Below are 17,739 nucleotides of genomic sequence, written 5' to 3'. Positions count from 1 at the left end.
CACCCGGCAACAAAGGCGGCTACTTTATCAAAGCCCGTAGTGCCTGACGTGCGTCAGGCTGAACATCATGCGGATGCTGGTAATCAATGTTCTCTATCGCGCGGCTATAGAGTGCGACCAGCCAGTCGTAAACGTACGCGGTGGCCGCATGCACAGGCTGTTCCCCCAGGCGCGTCAATCGAGGCTCCGCGCTGCTGACCACCGGCGTAACGAAGATTGCCTGCCCCTTGCGGATGCGGCTTGCCGGACGTGTTGCCACGGGCGTCTGGTCATAACCCAGCCAGCCAATGAAATTGCCCATCACGGCATGTAGCTGTGCCGCGCTGCTTTTATCCGCTTCGACAATGCGCTGAAGCTGTTGTGGCAGATTAAGCCGGTAGCTGGTGACCACCAGCACATCCGCGATTTGCTGTAATACCGAAGGCTCCAGCCCGAGGCGCGCGGCCGTGGCCTCATTGCGGCTCCACTGACGCAGATGATTTATCCAGACTCTGTGCGCCAGACGCGCTTTGTCTTTTGTCTGGAACAGGCCGGTGCTTTCCTGCGCATTCTCGGCAAACAGGTCAATAGTGTCCGTAAACAGCCCGTTCACCTGCTCCTCGCGCGGCTGCTGAACGGCGAGCAGCGTTTCAAAGGCTTTCAGCGGCGGCAGCAGGCCTTCAAGCAGTTCGCCGTGGCGGGCGGCGCTGCTTTGCAGCGTGCGCACCATGCTTTCGGCCTGAGCGCGTCTTTTCCCCGGCTCTTCAACCAGCGGCGCCAGATAGCTTTGCATCAGCGATGAGAGCTCCTGTCGCAGCAAGCCTTTCAGCGTGCCGAGACGCTTCTGTCGCTGGGCGGGCAGCGTGGCCTGAGACAGCCATTCGATGACGCGCTGCATGCTGTGGCTGTCCAGCGCCTGCAGCGTGCCCCAGCGTAAACCCGGCTTTCCGAGCAGATGCTGTACGGCTTCATCGAGATTCTGTCGGGTGGTAAAGCGGGCGTCGTGTGGCGTAATCGCCCATACCAGCCCCGGCAGGGCAGATTCTTCAGCAGGCTGCGTCTCCTTGACCCAGTTCATCAGCACTTTTGCTTTTTTTGCCGTCTGCTCGTGCTGCGCCGTCGCATTGCAAATCACCAGCACATCCGGCTGAAGCTGTTGACGGTAATGCTCGAGCAGCCACTGGGACTTCGCCTGGCGTAGCGGGTCGGCACGGTTATCTTCAAAAACAGGAATATCAATAATATCGACGTTATCCAGTGCGCCGTTCTCAACCGGCAGCACCAGCTCGCGGGTCAGGAAGGCCAGCACGTCGACGGGGATGCTGATGGCGTTAAGCATTTCACCGCTATTTAGCGGATGAAGCAGCGTCTCCTGCGCGTCCTGAAGATCTAACGTGCCGTCGTGCGTCAGGAACCCTTCACCCGGCAGGCCAAAGCTGTCCACCAGCAGGCTAAGCGGGGCAGCAAGCTCGCCGGCATGGCTGGTCTGGTGCAGCACATGGGCCAGTTTTAACCACTGCTGGGTCAACTCCTGCTGCTCGCCCCACAGCAGCGACCAGACGCTGGCCCGCGTGCTGAGATCGAGAGAAGGCACCAGCCGGGCGAACTCATGCCACAGAGCATCATCGATTTGCTGCTTAGCGGCGGGTACGGTGCTTTGCCAGAAGCGGGCAATCGCACCCACTTCCTGAGCCGTTATGCCGGGCACGCCCTGCGGCTGGCGCAGCCCGCGCCATTTCTCCAGACGTGTCTCAATGACCGCCTTATCCACCGCGCGCATCTGCGGATGCAGCGTCGTGCGGGCAATAAACAGCTGTACCAGCTCGGCCTCGGTGACCAGGCTCAGACGCAGCGGGAACGCCTCATCCGCCACCTCCGGGCTTTCCGGCGTGAAGCGGACGGCCATGTTGGTCAGGGCATGTCCCGGATTGATATGCGAAAAATAGTCAAAGGTGCGCTGGCCCGGCGTCACGTTCAGGCGTCCATTACCGCTGCCGCACAGGGATAACAGCAGATGGGATTTCGCGCTCTGTGAATGACCGTAAAGCCCAATGCTGCTCTGGCGGGTCATGGCGCGTTCAATGGCCTGCTCCCGCGCCTGCGCCGCGTTGATGCGAGCAAGCAGGGCGTCAGCATCGTTATCCAGCACAGGGGCGTTCAGGCGCGTCTCATTAATCCACCCGATTAAGGCCTGAGTGGTGGTCGTCGTCGCTGTCATTTCAGGTATACGCTCCCGCTGTCGATCCAGTAGTGGCTACCGCTGTGTCGGCGATCGGCCAGGGTATTCAGTTTGAAGGTTAATGCGTCAGGGGCAACCGGCGTGCCGTCCTGCAGCCAGGCATCGCTCAGCTCGAAGGCCTCAGGACCTTCCTGCTTGCTGCCGCCGCAGAGCTTCAGCCGCACGTTCAGCACGCCGTCACCGGCAATGGCTTTCGCCAGTTCAGCCGAGTTGATGCTGAGCGTGTAGAGCGGCGTTGCGGGCCAGCGTGCGTTCGCCAGCTGGCGGAAGCCGAGGGTAACGTTACCGCGCAGCGGGAAGTGCAGACGCGCGTCGAGCTTCGCGCCCGGCTTATCAAGATCGATATCCTGATACCAGACGTTTTCCTCGCGCAGGGTATTAACGGTGTTATCCAGCACGCCGAGATACCGCACGGTTGAATACGCGCCAATGTCCGCGGCTTTAAAGTTGAAGCGCGGCAGACGCAGGTCGAGCGCCAGGCTGCAGAGCATGGCCCCCACCGCGGCCGTTGATTTCGGGTTGCCAATGCGCCCCTGCTGGCTGAACGGATACCACTCGTGCACCTGGTATTTATCCAGCCAGACGATACGGTTGACCGGCACCGGCTGCAGATGACGAATCAGCGCCTGAACGCCCGGCAGGCAGCCGGGGCGTCCGGTGATCAGCAGAATATCGCAGCTGTAATGGGATATCGCCTCGCACACCGCGTGGAGCGGCGAGGCCAGCGTAAACTGCCCGGCCAGCATCGCATCCTGCATTTCGCGGAAGTTCACGTGCAGCGGCACGGCGAACAGGTCAAACGCGTCTGAACCCGCAGGCAGGGCATGATCGATCGCCTGCTGCAGGTAATTCATGACGTTGCGGGTCGGTTTCTGCGGCAGGAGATCGCCAAAGGTGGCATGCAGACCGGCCAGCGGATCGTCAACGTCGCTCGATTCCCACGCGGCAAGAATAGCGTGGCCAATCGGCATAAAAAGCTGAAGCGCCGTTTGCTGGCGGAGTACGGCCTGGGTGTCAATACGCCCGGAGTCGCCGAAGAGTGACGCCATCAGCAGCGAGGCGTCCGCGATACCGGATTTCTGCAGCTGCGTTTGCAGGGCAGGCAACACGTAGCGCTGAATCACGTCCAGAAGCGTATCGTCGCCCGCGACCTTAAAGCCTTCACGGAACAGCAGCTGCGGGGTGATCTTGACGTTATTGCCGGAACCGTCATCCAGCTGATAATGGGTGATCGCCATATCCGTTGTGCCGCCGCCGATGTCGATGGACGCGACGCGCAGCGCGCGGCCCGGCTGGCTACCCGGCTCAGGCTCACGGTCCGGGCGGGCCAGGGAGGCGAAGAAGGCTTCGGTCTGACCGCCAAAGCGGGAGATCGCTTCGTTATACAGCCAGACCAGCTGACCGCAGCTGGCTTCATCCCACTCCATCTGGATTTCAGGAACCGGCACCACGCTTTTATCCTGCTGTTTGCGGGTGACAAAATCCTCATCCTGCGGGTGCCAGCCCATCGCTTTCCAGACGATGGCGATGGCTTCAAACATGCGGCGACGGAAAATCTCGCGCTCCTGCTTTGGCATGGCCGAGGGCAGGGTCAGGATCAGGGTGCGCAGCTGGCGCGGCGATGCCGGGAAGCCCAGACGCAGGCGCGTGGCGACGCTGTTGATCTGCCCCAGCGCCTGCGCCAGCAGCTCGCACAGCATGTGCGTCATCAGCGTACTGCGGCTGTACTGCGGCGAGAAGACCGGCAGCCGCTCGTCCTGCGGCAGCGTGAAGAGCGGTTCGCCGTCATCGTTCATCAGGTTCATCAGCGGAAACGCGGTGGCAAGCGGCTCACGCTGGGTTTTGCTGTTCATCTGGCTAAAGCGCCAGTCCTGCACGACCGGCGTTTCATCCCACAGGTAGCGGCGCGGGCTGGAGATGCCGCTGTTGCCTTCGGTCCCCAGACGCTGCATCGCCAGCTTGCGGGCTTCATCGCCCACGCGAACAATCGACGGCCAGACAAAGGCATCTTCGCGACCGCTCTCTACCGAGAAGTGCTGCTTGCCAAAACGCGCTTCCGAAAACTCGAGACGGCTGGTGAACAGCGGCGCATTCAGGAACTGCGGCTCGCTTAATGAGCGTACCTGCAGCTCGGCGGTCTGGCGCAGGCCATCGTTCGCATCGCCGTGGTCTTCGATAATGACGCCGCAGGTGTGGGTATTGCCCACGTCGAGGATCAGGTCGACCGGAATGGCAGGCGTGCTGAGCGTATGGGTAACAAATTTCACTTCCGGCACGGTAAGCTGTTCACCGAGCATGGTCAGCAGGTTAAGCCAGTGGGCCTGATATTCAAACCCGCGCATCGCCTGCTGGAGATCGCGTTCTGAGCGGTTTTCAACGCCGTCGGCATACTGGGTAAATGCCTCGCGCAGCCAGCCATCAATCCAGGTCTGGTCGAGGAAACTTTCGACCTCATTGTCTCGCCAGGCCAGCGCGAAACGGGTCCCGTTCAGAATATCGTTTTCAACCGGAGACAGGGCGGACGTGGCGTGTTCAGCAATCTGGCTGTCAAGAGCGAGAGTAACGCGGTGCGTATTGCCTGCCGTGTCGGGTGTATCCAGCCTGCGCACCTGAACGCGGGCCCAGTTATCCGGCCCCTCAACAAAGGTTCGCGGCGGATTGAAACGCAGGAATGGAACCGGAAGCCAGACGCCGTCCAGCACCGCCAGGGACTGATGCAGCGGGATGGTGGTTTCCGGTTTGACCACTTCAGGCTGCCCGCCGTTCGTTCCCGGCACGGTATAGCGCCCGTTAACCAGGTCGAAATCGAGCCGCAGCAGCGGGCCGTTCGCGGTTTTACGTACGAAGCGCCCGTTGCTGGCGGTGTCCTGCGGCGTCAGACCGAAATCAAGGAACTGCACGCCGCTGTTGGCAATAAGCGTGACGCTTTGTTTATAGTCGCAAAGATTTACCAGCATAGGATCAGGCACCTGCTTTCTTGAACGTCAGGGGAACGACGGTATTGGCATCATAACGGGCGCGACATTCCGCGATATCGCTGGCGCCTGCTTTACAGGCAACCTCCGGCATCGGGTAGCGGGAGCCGTCGGTGCAGCGGGCAGTACCGCGACTTTTAATCATCAGCTCGCCGTTGCTGTGCAGGCCGGAGAACACCTCCGCGCGGCAGACAACGTTGTCGCCATGGACAACCCGGGCGAAGCCTTTATTGTTCTGGATCTGATAGCGCATTGACGGCGGCTTGCCGGTGACCGGATCTTTCACGTCGAGAACCGCACGCCAGGTGCCGTTCAGGAAACGCGTCGATCCCGCTTTCACCTGATTCGCTTCCATTACCATGGCATCTTTCGGGATGGCGACAATCACCACCGGGGCAGGCTCTGGCGCAGGCGCCAGAGCAGGCTCTTTTTCTTTGCTTGCCAGGACCTCTGCCTGATGCAGCGGTAATTTCATGGCCAGCGGCTCAACCGCTTTGATCGGCTTAGGCGCAATCTCTACGGGCTGAGGTGCTGGCGCCGGTGCGGGCTCAGCGGAAGGGGACTGTTTTGGCCACAGCAGCGGTGCGGCAACGGCGGCAACGATCGCGACGGCAACCGGCAGGGTCCACAGGGGAACGCGGCGCTTTTTCGCGACGATCGGCACAGCCGGTTCCTGAACGGGTTGCGCAACGGCCGGGGCCGGCTCTGGCTCATACAGCTCTTCCGGCGTGATGCGCACCACCGTGGAAGGGGCGATCAGCGGCTCGTCGGCGTGTTCAAAGGCTACAACCGGTTCTGGCTCAGGCTCGGGTTCAGGATCTTCAATGACAACGGGGGCGGGCTCAGGGACCAGCGATTCACGCAGGCAGTCGAGGACATCGTCGCGCGCATTTTCGTTGAGGTTTACAAACCCCCAGAAGCTGATGACCGGCTTTCCGTCCACCAGGAAGAGGAAGTTTTCACCCGGGAACTGAAACGCCTTCGACAGCAGAGAACCAAAAAGCTGCTGCGCGGTTTTGGGAGACTGGAGGCATTTCTTGCTTAATGACTCAACGCTGGCCAGCGTGTTTTCCAGATAGCGCAGGGCGCGATAGCGGTCATCCTCATCGGCCGCTTTCCAGCTGGTTACGCTCCCTTCAACGGGGGAATACCAGTCCACGCGGTCACCGCTGTCGTTGACCTGAGGAATCGCCAGACAGTCGACGATGGCCTGTTGTTTGCGCAACCGGAGCGCTTCCCGGATTTGTAACGCTGATTCAAAAACGGCTTGTCCGCCGCCGCCAACGGCCTGAAAGTCATCCAGGTTACCGCTGCGTAAAAGAGTTTTTGCCACGATTTGATCCCATATACTTCTTCACACCGTTACTTTAACGAAACGAGGAAGCAACCAAACGGGGGAAGAGACGCTAAAAGGACCGATTTCTTGCGGCATAGAAAGTGACGGTTGTGCTTGACGAATAATGGGCCTTAAGGCAAATCACCTTTTCGGGCGCTGGCTGTTAAAACAGCAAAAAACGCGGCTTTAGAATAACCTGATAGTGTTTCGTTATTTGCCAGGTCATATCGCCTGTGCTGTTATTACTGTCTTATATAATAAAACTGTCAGGGTTATAACCATGTCTACAGGGAAAACACTGCTCGCCCTTGCGCTGAGCGCGCTGTTACCAGCAGGTGCCGCATGGGCGGCAAACAACGACACCCTTATTTACTGTTCTGAAGCGTCCCCCGAGTCCTTCAACCCGCAAATCGCCAGCTCTGGCCCGTCTTTTGTGGCCAGCTCTCAGGTGCTGTACAACCGCCTGATCAATTTTGACCCGGTGAAAAACACCCCGGTCCCGTCGCTGGCGGAGTCCTGGACGATTTCGCCGGACGGTAAGACGTATACCTTTGCCCTGCGCAAAGGGGTGAAGTTCAACAGCAATAAATACTTCAAACCGACGCGCGACTTTAACGCCGATGACGTTATTTTCTCGGTTCTGCGTCAGAAAGACCCAAAACACCCGTATCACAACGTGTCGCAGGGCAACTACGAATACTTTAACGACGTCGGGCTCGATAAGCTGATTCAGGACGTGAAAAAGGTCGACGACTATCACGTTCAGTTCACCCTCAGCGAGCCTAACGCCGCGTTTCTGGCCGACTGGGGGATGGATTTCGCCTCCATTCTTTCCGCCGAATACGCCGACGCGATGCTGAAAAAAGGCACGCCTGAAAACGTGGACACCTGGCCGATTGGCACCGGGCCTTATGTCCTGCAGCAGTACAAGGTGGATTCGCTGATTCGCTACGTTGCTAACCCGAACTACTGGGAAGGCGAGGTGCCGACGAAGCATCTCATCTTCTCCATCACGCCAAACGTGGAAACCCGTCTGGCGAAGCTGCAGACCAACGAGTGCCAGATCATTCCTGCACCGTCCCCGGTTCAGTTTGACGCCATCAAGAACAGCAAAGACCTGACGCTGCACTCGGTCGATGCGCTAAACGTCGGCTATCTGGCGTTTAACACCGAGAAAAAACCGTTTGATAACGTGCTGGTGCGCCAGGCGCTTAACTACGCGACCGACAAGAAGGCTATCGTCAATGCGGTCTTTATGGGGTCCGGTACGGTGGCAAAATCGCCGATCCCGCCAAATATGATGGGCTTTAATAAAGACCTGAAGGACTACAGCTACGATCCTGAAAAAGCGAAAGCGCTGCTGAAGCAGGCGGGGCTGGAGAAGGGGGCGGAAGTCACGCTGTGGTCAATGCCGGTTCAGCGTCCGTATAACCCGAACTCGCGCCGTATCGCAGAGATGATCCAGAGCGACTGGGCGAAAGTCGGCGTGAAGGCCAAAATTGTCTCTTACGAGTGGGGGGAATATCTCTCCGGAATGCGTAAAGGCGAACATGACTCCGCGCTGTTTGGCTGGATGTCCGATAACGGCGACCCGGACAACTTTGCCGACGTGCTGCTGGGCTGCAACAGCATTAAAACCGGATCCAACGCCGCGCGCTGGTGCGATAAGGGTTATGATGATCTGGTGCAAAAAGCGAAGCTGACCAGCAGCCCGGCCGAGCGCGCGAAACTCTACGGCCAGGCGCAGGAGATTTTCTACCAGCAGGCGCCGTGGATCGCGCTGGCAAACGGGAAAACGTTCTATGCAACCCGCAGCAACGTGACCGGATACAGCGTGAGCCTGATGGGCAGCGATTTCTCTAAGGCGAAGCTGAACTAAGCGTTTTATCGCCGGGTGGCGGCTACGCCTTACCCGGCCTACATCTGGCACCCGTAGGCCCGGTAAGCGTAGCGCCACCGGGCACATAACAAGGAGTGACAATGTCACATTTAAGCGAAGTTACCGCCCGTGTCGATGCCGCTATTGAAGAGGGCGTCATCACCCATATGAATGAACTGCTGATCGAATTAAGCGATGACGCAGATCTCAGCCGTGAAGAACGCTACACCCAGCAGCAGCGTCTGCGTACCGCGATTTCGCACCACGGTAAGCAGCATAAAGAGGAGTTGGACGCGCGTGAGGAACAGCTGACCAAAGGCGGCACCATACTGTAACGTTCAAAACTGGCGTCGCGCCACCAGCCAGGCCCCGACGACCAGCATCACCGCGCCGCATACCGGGCCAATCAGGGCGCGCAGCGGAACGCCGTTGCTCCTCAGCACGTCCATCACCAGCCCGCCAATCAGCTGGCTTGCTACCAGCACGGCGATAGTCGTCGCCGCGCCAACGTTCTGATACCCGCTAATGCTGGCAAACACAAAAAACGACCCCAGCAGCCCAGGGATTAGCGTCCACCAGCGTACCGTTGCGGCCAGCTCGCTGAATCCGGCTGCGCCCTGTTTCAGCAGCAGAATGCTGACAAACAGCACAATGCCGACCAGGGAGTTCAGCAGCATCGCGATAAGGATCGTGGAGGAGGACTGGGTGATACGCACCATTAAGGTATTTTGCACCACCAGACCAATTCCCGCCGCCACCAGAAACGCCAGCGTCAGTGATTGATTCATGGGATGGCGTCCGGATCGCTGCGCTCGTCCAGCTGCAGCTGCATAAAGGTTAAGTCCAGCCAGCGGCCAAACTTGGTTCCCACCTGCGGCATCTGCCCCGTGGTGACAAAACCAAGCGTTTCGTGAAGGTGAATCGAGGCATGGTTTTGCGCTTCAATACCGGCCACCATCACGTGTTTGCCGATGGCGCGGGCCTCGTTAATCAGCGCGATCATCAGCGTGCGGCCAATGCCTTTTCCCTGATGGTCCGGGTGGACGTAGACCGAATGCTCAACCGTATGACGGAAACCGTCGAAGGCGCGCCAGTCACCGAAAGAGGCGTAACCGGTGATAACGCCGTTTTCTTCACTCACCAGAACCGGGTAACCCGCGAGCGTGCGCGCCTCAAACCAGGCGATTCGGTTATCGGTATCGACGGTTTTATCGTTCCAGATCGCGGCAGTATGCAGCACCGCGTGGTTGTAGATTTCGCCTATCGCAACGCAGTCTTCCTTGCAGGCATGACGAACGATCATGATTAACCCTCTGTGTGTTGTTCACTATAGTATTACGTTATTCCTACGATATTACACAATCGTATCGCCCGATCGCTACGGCATAAGCCATATTTTTTTGTTATCAAAAGCCCATTGAAATGCCGTTCATACACTATAGTATGACGTCATGAACACCATAACAGACACAATGAATCAACGGATTAGCGCAAGAATTCGCCTTGAACGCGAGTCTCGCGGATGGTCCCTGAGCGAGCTTGCTGACCGGGCCGGGGTCTCGCGCGCGATGATCCATAAGATAGAGCGCGGAGACAGTAGCCCGACAGCCACCTTGCTGGCCCGTCTGTCCGGCGCGTTTGGCATCAGCATGTCCACGCTCATTGCCCGGGCCGAAATGCAGGAGGGCAAGCTGCTGCGCCTTGCAAACCAGCCCGTCTGGCGCGACCCACAGACGCACTACCTCCGCCGCCATGTTTCTCCCCGCACCGATCTGCCCATCGACCTTGTTCAGGTTGAACTGCCCGCGGGCAGCGATGTTCCGATGCCTGCATCTTCTTACGCGCTGGCACGTCAGCTTATCTGGCTTCAGTCCGGCGAGCTGGTGTTTCAGGAGGGCGATACGCGCCACGAAATGCACGCCGGAGACTGTCTCGAGCTGGGGCCGCCAAATGATTGCCGGTTCATCAACGAAACGAATGAAACCTGCATCTATCTGGTTGTACGGCTTAACCAGTCTGCCTCGTAATGCTAATGCGATAACGCCGATCGTGAGCCAGGCTGTAATGACATTTGCACCAGAAGGAGATCCCGATGAATCAACCTGTTTCGCAAAATCGCCGCTGGGTACTGGCCTCCCGTCCTCAGGGTGCGCCGGTCGCGGAAAATTTTCGTCTCGAAACGCAGCCTGTTCCCGCCCCGGCTGAAGGGCAGCTTTTGCTGCGCACCGTCTGGCTGTCGCTGGACCCGTACATGCGGGGGCGCATGAGCGATGCGCCATCCTATTCACCACCGGTTGAGCTGGGCGCTGTGATGGTGGGGGGAACGGTCAGCCGCGTTGAGCAGTCGAATCATCCCGATTTCAAACCGGGTGAGTGGGTGCTGGGCTACAGCGGCTGGCAGGAATATGAACTCTCAGACGGCAGCGGCCTGGTGAAGCTGGGCGAAAATCCGTCTCATCCTTCCTGGTCACTGGGTATTCTGGGCATGCCGGGCTTTACCGCCTATATGGGATTGCTGGATATCGGGCAGCCAAAAGCGGGCGAAACGCTGGTGGTCGCCGCGGCGACAGGCCCGGTTGGCGCGACCGTCGGGCAGATCGGTAAAATCAAAGGTTGCCGGGTGGTCGGGGTCGCCGGTGGGGCTGAAAAATGCCGCCATGCCGTTGAGGTCCTCGGGTTTGACCTGTGTCTGGATCACCACGCGGCCGACTTTGCCGAACAGCTGAAACGCGCCTGCCCGAACGGGATTGACGTCTATTATGAAAACGTCGGCGGGAAAGTATTTGACGCGGTGCTGCCGTTACTGAATACCTCCGCGCGCGTGCCGGTGTGCGGCCTGGTGAGCGGCTACAATGCGACGGGCCTGCCCGAGGGGCCGGATCGCCTGCCGCTCCTGATGGCGACCATCCTGAAGAAACGCATTCGTATGCAGGGCTTTATCATCGGCCAGGATTACGGTCACCGCATTAAGGAGTTCCAGGAAGCGATGGGACGCTGGGTGCAGGAGGGCAAAATTCACTATCGCGAACAGATAACGGACGGGCTGGAGAACGCGCCCGAGGCGCTGATTGGTCTGCTTGAAGGGCGTAACTTCGGTAAAGTCGTGATTCGCGTCGCGAGTGACAATAAATAAACAGCACTATGGCGGGGTTTCCCGCCATATTTATTTGTGAAGATACGATATATTGTCTTTAATTAATGAACATGGCATTTCGCGCCCGCTTCCCGGATGGGCCCGAAACCAATAAAAAAACAAACTTTGCTTTTTTGATGTTTTTACGTACTTCCCACCACCAGGCATGACGATACAGGATATATCGGACCAGCGTCGTTTTATTAAAACTGGCGTTTAAAAATAGCATTAAGTTTTAGCTACAGGAATTGAACATGCTTGATTTGGACCACTTAGAAAAAGCCCAAAGGGTCAGTCTTACCATGCAAGTTGAACACAGTTTGAAAGGAGCGTTAATTACAGGCTCACTCAAACCTGGGGCACGACTGATTACGAAAGAGATTGCCGATAAATTAGGAACCAGTATTACCCCTGTTCGCGAGGCGCTGTTGCGGCTGGTGTCATCAGGGGCGTTGCACGCCACGCCGGCGCAGGCATTTCTGGTTCCGGAGGTCACGCTGGAGCGCTATAACGAGATTAACGCTATCCGCAAGCAGCTTGAGCCGATGGCGGTCGCCGCGGCCTGTCAGAATATGTCTGATAGCAAACTGGAGGCGTTGCGCAAATTGTCGGATGCCTTTCATGAGGCCATGCGCAACGGGAACGTCCAGCAGGCATTGCATGCGAATCGCGTCTTCCGATTTACGCTTTATCAGTATGCGGAAATGCCTACGCTTAATGCATTAATTGAGCAGCTCTGGGTGCGCATCGGGCCCTGTATGAACTATCTACATCAGGAGCTTAACGACATCAAAGCCTCGACATATCACTATGACGAACTGCTTTCTGCCCTGGAGCGAAGAGATGTTGTTGCCTGCCAGAAGGCGATTGATAAGGTGATTGATGAAGCGAATTTGCTTTTACAGCGACAATATTTTAACTAAGAGATTATTTAGCAGAGCGACTATATTTCGCCCCTAATTATTTATCTGGTGAATAACTCCTGATGGTTTATTGCCATCAGGAGCGTTATTTCATTAATTAAATAAACTTTTCTTATCGCTTACTCGAAGCGATAAGAGACCGACAGCCCGACCCCGTAGTTACGGCCTGGTGCAGGCTCGTAATAACGACCGTTAGACTCGTTGACAATAACCGAGCCCGCGTACTCTTTATCGAACAGGTTATCGACGCGGCCAAAGACGTCCATGCCCCAACTGCCGTAGTTGAATTTATACCCGGTGTTCAGCCCGACCACCGTATAGGACGGCGCTTTCGCCGTATTCTCGTCGTCGGCCATGATATCGCTCATGTAGCGCACGTCTGAACCCGCGTACCAGCCTTCATCCGGCTGCCAGCCAAACGAGGCGTAACCCATGTTGCGGGCAATGCCCGGCATCCGGTTACCGTTACAGTCTGCGTCGCTGCAGACGTTAGTCCGGTAGGTGGCATCCAGGTAAGTCCACGCCATCTTCAGCTTCCAGTTCTCGGCAAACTGCTGGTCGAGGGAGACTTCCACCCCCTGACGACGGGTTTTACCGGCATTTTTAAAGCTGGTACGCCCGCCAGAGCTGGCATCCACCACGATCTCATCATCCGTATCGGTGCGGAACAGCGCCGCGGTCAGCAGGCCATTGCCGATGCGGGTTTTGCTGCCCACTTCATACGTGTTGTTGGTGGACGGCTGCAGGCCGATGTTCAGGCCGCCCTGGTTATCGGCGCGATAGGAGAGCTCGTTGATGGTTGGCGTTTCGAATCCACGCCCTGCGGCAGCGTAGAGGTTCCATGCGTCCGTCACCGCATACTTCACGGAACCGGCCGGGAGCCACTTGTGATAGCTCGCGTCACCGCTGTCATCGCCGTTGCCCGGCGTAACATAATGGTCGTTGGAATCAAACCAGACCGAGCTGTAGCGCACTCCCGCATCCACCGACAGTTTCTGCGTCAGCTGCCAGCTGGTTTGCAGGTAAGGGTCAACGTTCCACATCAGGTTACGTTCGTTTCGACGCTTATCACCCTTCACGCCGTAATCCGGCACGCCGTTGTTCATCACGAAGTTCTCGTATCCGCGACGATCTTCGCTCAGGTTTTCGTAGTTCAGGCCGGTAGTAAACGTCACCGGCACCAGCAGCTCGCCGCGGTGCGTCCAGCGGGTATCCACGCCCTGATAGTGTCGCTGCATATCGATCACACCGCCGGAGTGGGAGGCTTTCAGCTGCGGCTGATACGGAATCGACTGGTACTGCGTCATTTCACGCTCGCCGGCGTACATCATCACGCTGAGATCGTCCTGGGTGCTGAGCTGACGATCGTAGCGCAGACCGGCCTGGGTCTGCTTGATGGTCTTGCGGGTGTTGTACTGATCGCCGCGCGGAGACTGACGCGGATTGTTCTGCCACTCCTGATAGCTTAGCCCGCCCGGATCGTTGGCTTTCATGTCCACGCTGTTGAAAATCAGCGTCAGCTTGCTGACGTCGTCAATGCGCACGCCCAGTTTGGCGTTAGCGAGGTTTTTGCGCGCGCCGCTGTGGTCGCGGTAGCCTTTGGTGGTGAAGCGGGTGGTGGAAACGGTGTAATCCACATCGCCCGCGTGGGTGCCGTCACCCATCGTGCCGGTGGCTTTCATGCCGTAGCGCCAGGTACCGTAGCTGCCGTAATAGCTGCTGGCTTCAATGGTTGGCGGCTGCTGACCGGTCTGGGTGTTGATGTTAATCACGCCGCCGGAGGCGTTGCCGTACAGGGCAGAGAAGGGGCCGCGCAGCACTTCAACGCTCTCCACGCTGGAGAGATCGATGTTGGACGTCTGGCCCTGTCCGTCCGGCATGGTGGCAGGGATACCGTCGACATACATACGGATACCGCGCACGCCAAACGTTGAGCGGGCACCAAACCCACGCATTGAAAGCTGGAGATCCTGGGCATAGTTCTGGCGGTTCTGAATTTGCAGTCCCGGGACGCTGCCAAGAGATTCAGACAGGTTGATGCGCGGCGCGGCGTGGCGCATGTCATCGCCATTGACGACGCTGACCGCGGCCGGGGTATCCAGTTCCGATACGGTTTGCGGCGTGGCGCTGACGATCATGGTCTGTTCCTCCGCGCTCATTGCGGTTAGCGGCGCGAAAATAACGGGAACCAGCAGCAGCGGGAGAGAAGCCTTACGGGCAGAAATGATTTTCATGAATAAAACCGGTTGTGGTGTATAAACGAACCAAATGGAACATGTCCATACATGTTAAAGGTTTTGTAAATGTTTTGAAAACTATAACCGCACATTGCGTTAATGAAAGGCGAAGCGCGAAAGAAAAACTCCACATTCAGTTCATTAATGATTACCATTCTCATTATCAAAAGGCAATGCCATGACGTTGCCAGCCGGAAGTGATGTCAGCCCAACCCCCTCTTTTCAAAAAAGGAATTGTTATGTCTTTACGTCATCTGTGCTCGCCGCGTCTGAGCCTGTCACTGCTGTCTGCCACTTTACTGCTTGCCGGGACGTTCCAGGTGCATGCCGCCGAAGAGGTGCTGCGTAAAGCGGTGGGCAAAGGGGCGTATGAAATGGCGGTCAGCCAGCAGGAGAATGCGCTGTGGGTGGCGACCTCGCAAAGCCGCAAAACCGATAAGGGCGGAGTTATCTATCGACTTGACCCGGTCACGCTGGACGTGACGCAGGCGATTCATAGCGATCTCAAACCCTTTGGCGCCACGCTCGACGGCGCGACGCAAACCCTGTGGTTTGGCAACACCATCAACGGCGCGGTGACGGCCATCGATGCGAAAACGGGCGACGTGAAAGGGCGTCTGGTGCTTGATAAACGCCAGCGCAGTGAAACCGTCAAACCGCTCCAGCCGCGCCAGCTGGTGGCGGATGACGCGAGCAACACGATTTACATCACCGGCGTCGGCAAAGAGAGCGTGATTTGGGTGGTGGATGGCGCAACGCTGAAGCTGAAAGAGACCATTGCCAATACCGGTACGTACAGCACCGGCCTGGCGCTGGATGCGCAGGCAAAACGTCTGTACACCACGAATGCGGACGGCGAGCTGGTAACCATTGATACGGCCACCAATAAAATCCTGAGCCGCAAAAAGGTGCAGGATGACGGTAAAGAGCACTTCTACCTGAACCTCAGCCTCGATACCGCCGGCCAGCGCGCGTTCCTGACCGATTCAAAACAGCCGGAAGTGCTGGTGGTGAGCCTGAAAGACGGCAGCGTGATCGAGAAAATCGCCGCGCCGGAGTCACTGGCGGTCCTGTTTAACCCGGCCCGCAATGAAGCCTATGTGACGCACCGTGAAGCCGGTAAGGTGAGCGTGATTGACGCGAAAACGTATAAGGTCACAAAAACCTTCGACACGCCGGTCTACCCGAACAGCCTGGCGCTCTCTGCGGATGGCAAAACCCTGTACGTGACGGTGAAACAAAAATCCACTCGCCAGCAGGAAGCCACCCAGCCTGACGACGTCATTCGTATCGCGCTGTAAATAAAAAAGGGAAGGCATTTGCCTTCCCTTTTTGATGCTTACGGACGCTTAACGCGAGGTTTCTTCCACCAGCGGTGCGTCGTGTTTTTGATCGTCGTGATGAACCGGCGCGGTGCTGTGAATTTCGTGAACGCGCTTACGCACGCCAAACCAGCCGGCAATCAGCAGTACCGCCAGCAGCGGAATGGTCGCAATGGTGTAAGTACCGTTCGGGTAGTCAAACGCCATCAGCACCAGCACGCTGAACAGGAACAGCAGGGTGAGCCAGGAGGTCACCGGTGCGCCCGGCATCTTGAAGCTCACATCAGCCGCTTTGCCTTCTTTGATCGCTTTGCGCAGACGCATCTGGCAGACCACAATGAAGGCCCAGGAAGCGATAATCCCCAGTGCAGCCACGTTCAGAACGATCTCAAATACGCGGGACGGCACCAGATAGTTCAGGAACACGCCAAAAACGTAAACCACCAGCGTTGCCAGAATCCCCGCATAGGGAACCTGCTGCTTGCTCATCTTTGACATGAACTTCGGCGCAGAACCGCCCATCGACATGGAGCGCAGGATACGACCGGTAGAGTAAAGACCGGAGTTCAGGCTGGAGAGCGCCGCCGTCAGGACCACGATGTTCATGATGCTGCCAACGTAAGGCACGCCGAGCTTAGAGAAGAAGGTCACAAACGGACTCTGACCTGCCTGATAGGCAGTCCACGGGAGCAGCAGAACCAGCAGCACCACGGAACCGACGTAGAACAGACCGATACGCCAGATCACGCTGTTAATGGCTTTTGGCACCATGGTCTGCGGATCTTTACATTCACCTGCTGCGGTGCCCACCAGTTCGATAGAGGCGAAGGCGAACACCACGCCCTGAACCAGGACCAGCGCAGGCAGCAGACCGTGCGGGAAGAATCCGCCGTTATCGGTTATCAGATGGAAGCCGGTGGCATTGCCGTCCAGCGGCTTGCCGCTGCCGAGGAAGACGGTACCCACGACCAGGAACACCACGATGGCCAGCACTTTTACCAGCGCAAACCAGAACTCCATCTCCGCGAACCACTTCACGCCGATCATGTTCATGGTGCCGACAATCGCCAGCGCGCCAAGCGCAAAGACCCACTGCGGCACATCGCCAAACGCGCCCCAGTAGTGCATATACAGCGCAACGGCGGTGATATCGACAATACCGGTCATCGCCCAGTTGACGAAGTACATCCAGCCCGCAACGTAGGCCGCTTTTTCACCGAGGAATTCACGGGCGTAAGAGACGAAGCTTCCGCTGGAAGGGCGATGCAGTACCAGTTCGCCCAGCGCACGAAGAATGAAGAAAGAGAAGATCCCGCACACCAGATAGACCAGGGCGAGAGCCGGGCCAGCCATTTGCAGACGCGCACCCGCACCTAAAAACAGACCCGTTCCGATAGCGCCGCCGATGGCGATCATTTGAACCTGACGGTTGCCCATCGCTTTGTGGTAGCCCTCTTCGTGGGAGTTCAACCAGCGACGTTTAGCAGCATGATGATCGGCTGCGCTTTTATTGCTTGTTTTCATTGAGTTACCTGTTTGCCTGTCTGAACCATTATCGTGATAGTCCTGCCTGGCAGAGCGCAATACAAACGATTGCTTCTGCGCAAACACATGTCGCCTTCCCAGTCATTCTGCGTATGGATAAGGCGAAACATGGCGAGGCATCCTACCTGCAATTCATAAGCGACGCAAAATATAACCGTGCCGAAAGTGATG

General features: G+C 57.7%; 13 protein-coding genes. 6 read left to right on the top strand and 7 right to left on the bottom strand.

Annotation, left to right across the window (positions count from 1 at the left end; genetic code table 11):
* Nucleotides 1-19: 19 nt before the first annotated feature.
* From NWV12_RS11865 to NWV12_RS11855, 3 genes are read right to left on the bottom strand one after another with little or no spacing between them, the layout of a single operon-like run.
* Complete coding sequence (locus tag NWV12_RS11865; RefSeq protein WP_048979177.1) at nucleotides 20-2,197, bottom strand: virulence factor SrfC family protein; 2,178 nt, start codon at nucleotides 2,195-2,197, stop codon at nucleotides 20-22.
* Nucleotides 2,194-5,175, bottom strand: coding sequence for a virulence factor SrfB (locus NWV12_RS11860; RefSeq protein ID WP_048977278.1), 2,982 nt, complete (start codon nucleotides 5,173-5,175; stop codon nucleotides 2,194-2,196). The genes NWV12_RS11865 and NWV12_RS11860 overlap by 4 nt, the downstream gene beginning before the upstream one ends.
* A 4-nt stretch (nucleotides 5,176-5,179) precedes the next feature.
* A complete protein-coding gene (locus NWV12_RS11855; RefSeq protein ID WP_048979178.1) occupies nucleotides 5,180-6,526 on the bottom strand; it encodes an SrfA family protein in 1,347 nt (448 codons plus the stop codon).
* A 283-nt stretch (nucleotides 6,527-6,809) separates the two neighbouring features.
* Between NWV12_RS11855 and NWV12_RS11850 the strand changes: the two genes are divergently transcribed.
* Both NWV12_RS11850 and NWV12_RS11845 read left to right on the top strand, forming a co-directional pair.
* Entirely contained in the window at nucleotides 6,810-8,408 is a 1,599-nt protein-coding gene (locus NWV12_RS11850; RefSeq protein WP_048979179.1) for an ABC transporter substrate-binding protein, read from the top strand.
* A gap of 101 nt (nucleotides 8,409-8,509) precedes the next feature.
* Nucleotides 8,510-8,743 carry a YdcY family protein gene (locus NWV12_RS11845; protein WP_048979180.1) on the top strand — a complete coding sequence of 78 codons (234 nt, stop codon included), beginning with the start codon at nucleotides 8,510-8,512 and terminating at the stop codon, nucleotides 8,741-8,743.
* A 3-nt stretch (nucleotides 8,744-8,746) separates the two neighbouring features.
* On the opposite strand, the gene NWV12_RS11840 is transcribed toward NWV12_RS11845, so the two are convergent.
* Nucleotides 8,747-9,196 carry a DMT family transporter gene (locus NWV12_RS11840; RefSeq protein WP_048979181.1) on the bottom strand — a complete coding sequence of 150 codons (450 nt, stop codon included), beginning with the start codon at nucleotides 9,194-9,196 and terminating at the stop codon, nucleotides 8,747-8,749.
* Nucleotides 9,193-9,711, bottom strand: a complete 519-nt coding sequence (locus tag NWV12_RS11835; protein ID WP_048979182.1) for a GNAT family N-acetyltransferase — start codon at nucleotides 9,709-9,711, stop codon at nucleotides 9,193-9,195. The genes NWV12_RS11840 and NWV12_RS11835 overlap by 4 nt, the downstream gene beginning before the upstream one ends.
* A gap of 148 nt (nucleotides 9,712-9,859) precedes the next feature.
* Between NWV12_RS11835 and NWV12_RS11830 the strand changes: the two genes are divergently transcribed.
* The 3 genes from NWV12_RS11830 to NWV12_RS11820 all read left to right on the top strand — a co-directional run bounded on the left by NWV12_RS11830 (nucleotide 9,860) and on the right by NWV12_RS11820 (nucleotide 12,464).
* A complete protein-coding gene (locus tag NWV12_RS11830; RefSeq protein ID WP_023311983.1) occupies nucleotides 9,860-10,435 on the top strand; it encodes a helix-turn-helix domain-containing protein in 576 nt (191 codons plus the stop codon).
* A gap of 65 nt (nucleotides 10,436-10,500) precedes the next feature.
* Nucleotides 10,501-11,541, top strand: coding sequence for an NADP-dependent oxidoreductase (locus tag NWV12_RS11825; RefSeq protein ID WP_048979183.1), 1,041 nt, complete (start codon nucleotides 10,501-10,503; stop codon nucleotides 11,539-11,541).
* A gap of 254 nt (nucleotides 11,542-11,795) precedes the next feature.
* Nucleotides 11,796-12,464 carry a GntR family transcriptional regulator gene (locus NWV12_RS11820; RefSeq protein WP_023311981.1) on the top strand — a complete coding sequence of 223 codons (669 nt, stop codon included), beginning with the start codon at nucleotides 11,796-11,798 and terminating at the stop codon, nucleotides 12,462-12,464.
* Nucleotides 12,465-12,583: 119 nt separating this feature from the next.
* Here the strand turns inward: NWV12_RS11820 and pqqU are convergent, their stop codons facing one another.
* Nucleotides 12,584-14,698: a TonB-dependent receptor PqqU gene (pqqU, locus tag NWV12_RS11815; RefSeq protein WP_101744561.1), complete on the bottom strand. Its 2,115-nt coding sequence runs from the start codon at nucleotides 14,696-14,698 to the stop codon at nucleotides 12,584-12,586.
* A gap of 242 nt (nucleotides 14,699-14,940) precedes the next feature.
* Between pqqU and NWV12_RS11810 the strand changes: the two genes are divergently transcribed.
* Entirely contained in the window at nucleotides 14,941-16,002 is a 1,062-nt protein-coding gene (locus tag NWV12_RS11810) for a YncE family protein (RefSeq protein WP_048979185.1), read from the top strand.
* Nucleotides 16,003-16,050: 48 nt separating this feature from the next.
* Here NWV12_RS11810 and ansP read toward each other — a convergent pair whose 3' ends face one another.
* On the bottom strand, nucleotides 16,051-17,547 hold the full coding sequence (gene ansP, locus NWV12_RS11805; RefSeq protein ID WP_048979186.1) for an L-asparagine permease: 1,497 nt from the start codon (nucleotides 17,545-17,547) through the stop codon (nucleotides 16,051-16,053).
* Between the last annotated feature and the right edge of the window lie 192 nt (nucleotides 17,548-17,739).

Source organism: Enterobacter sp. Crenshaw (assembly GCF_024734705.1).
Taxonomy (GTDB): Bacteria; Pseudomonadota; Gammaproteobacteria; order Enterobacterales; family Enterobacteriaceae; genus Enterobacter; species Enterobacter asburiae_B.
The sequence above is the reverse complement of the archived record's forward strand: the minus strand, read 5'-3'. Positions and strand labels throughout refer to the sequence as shown.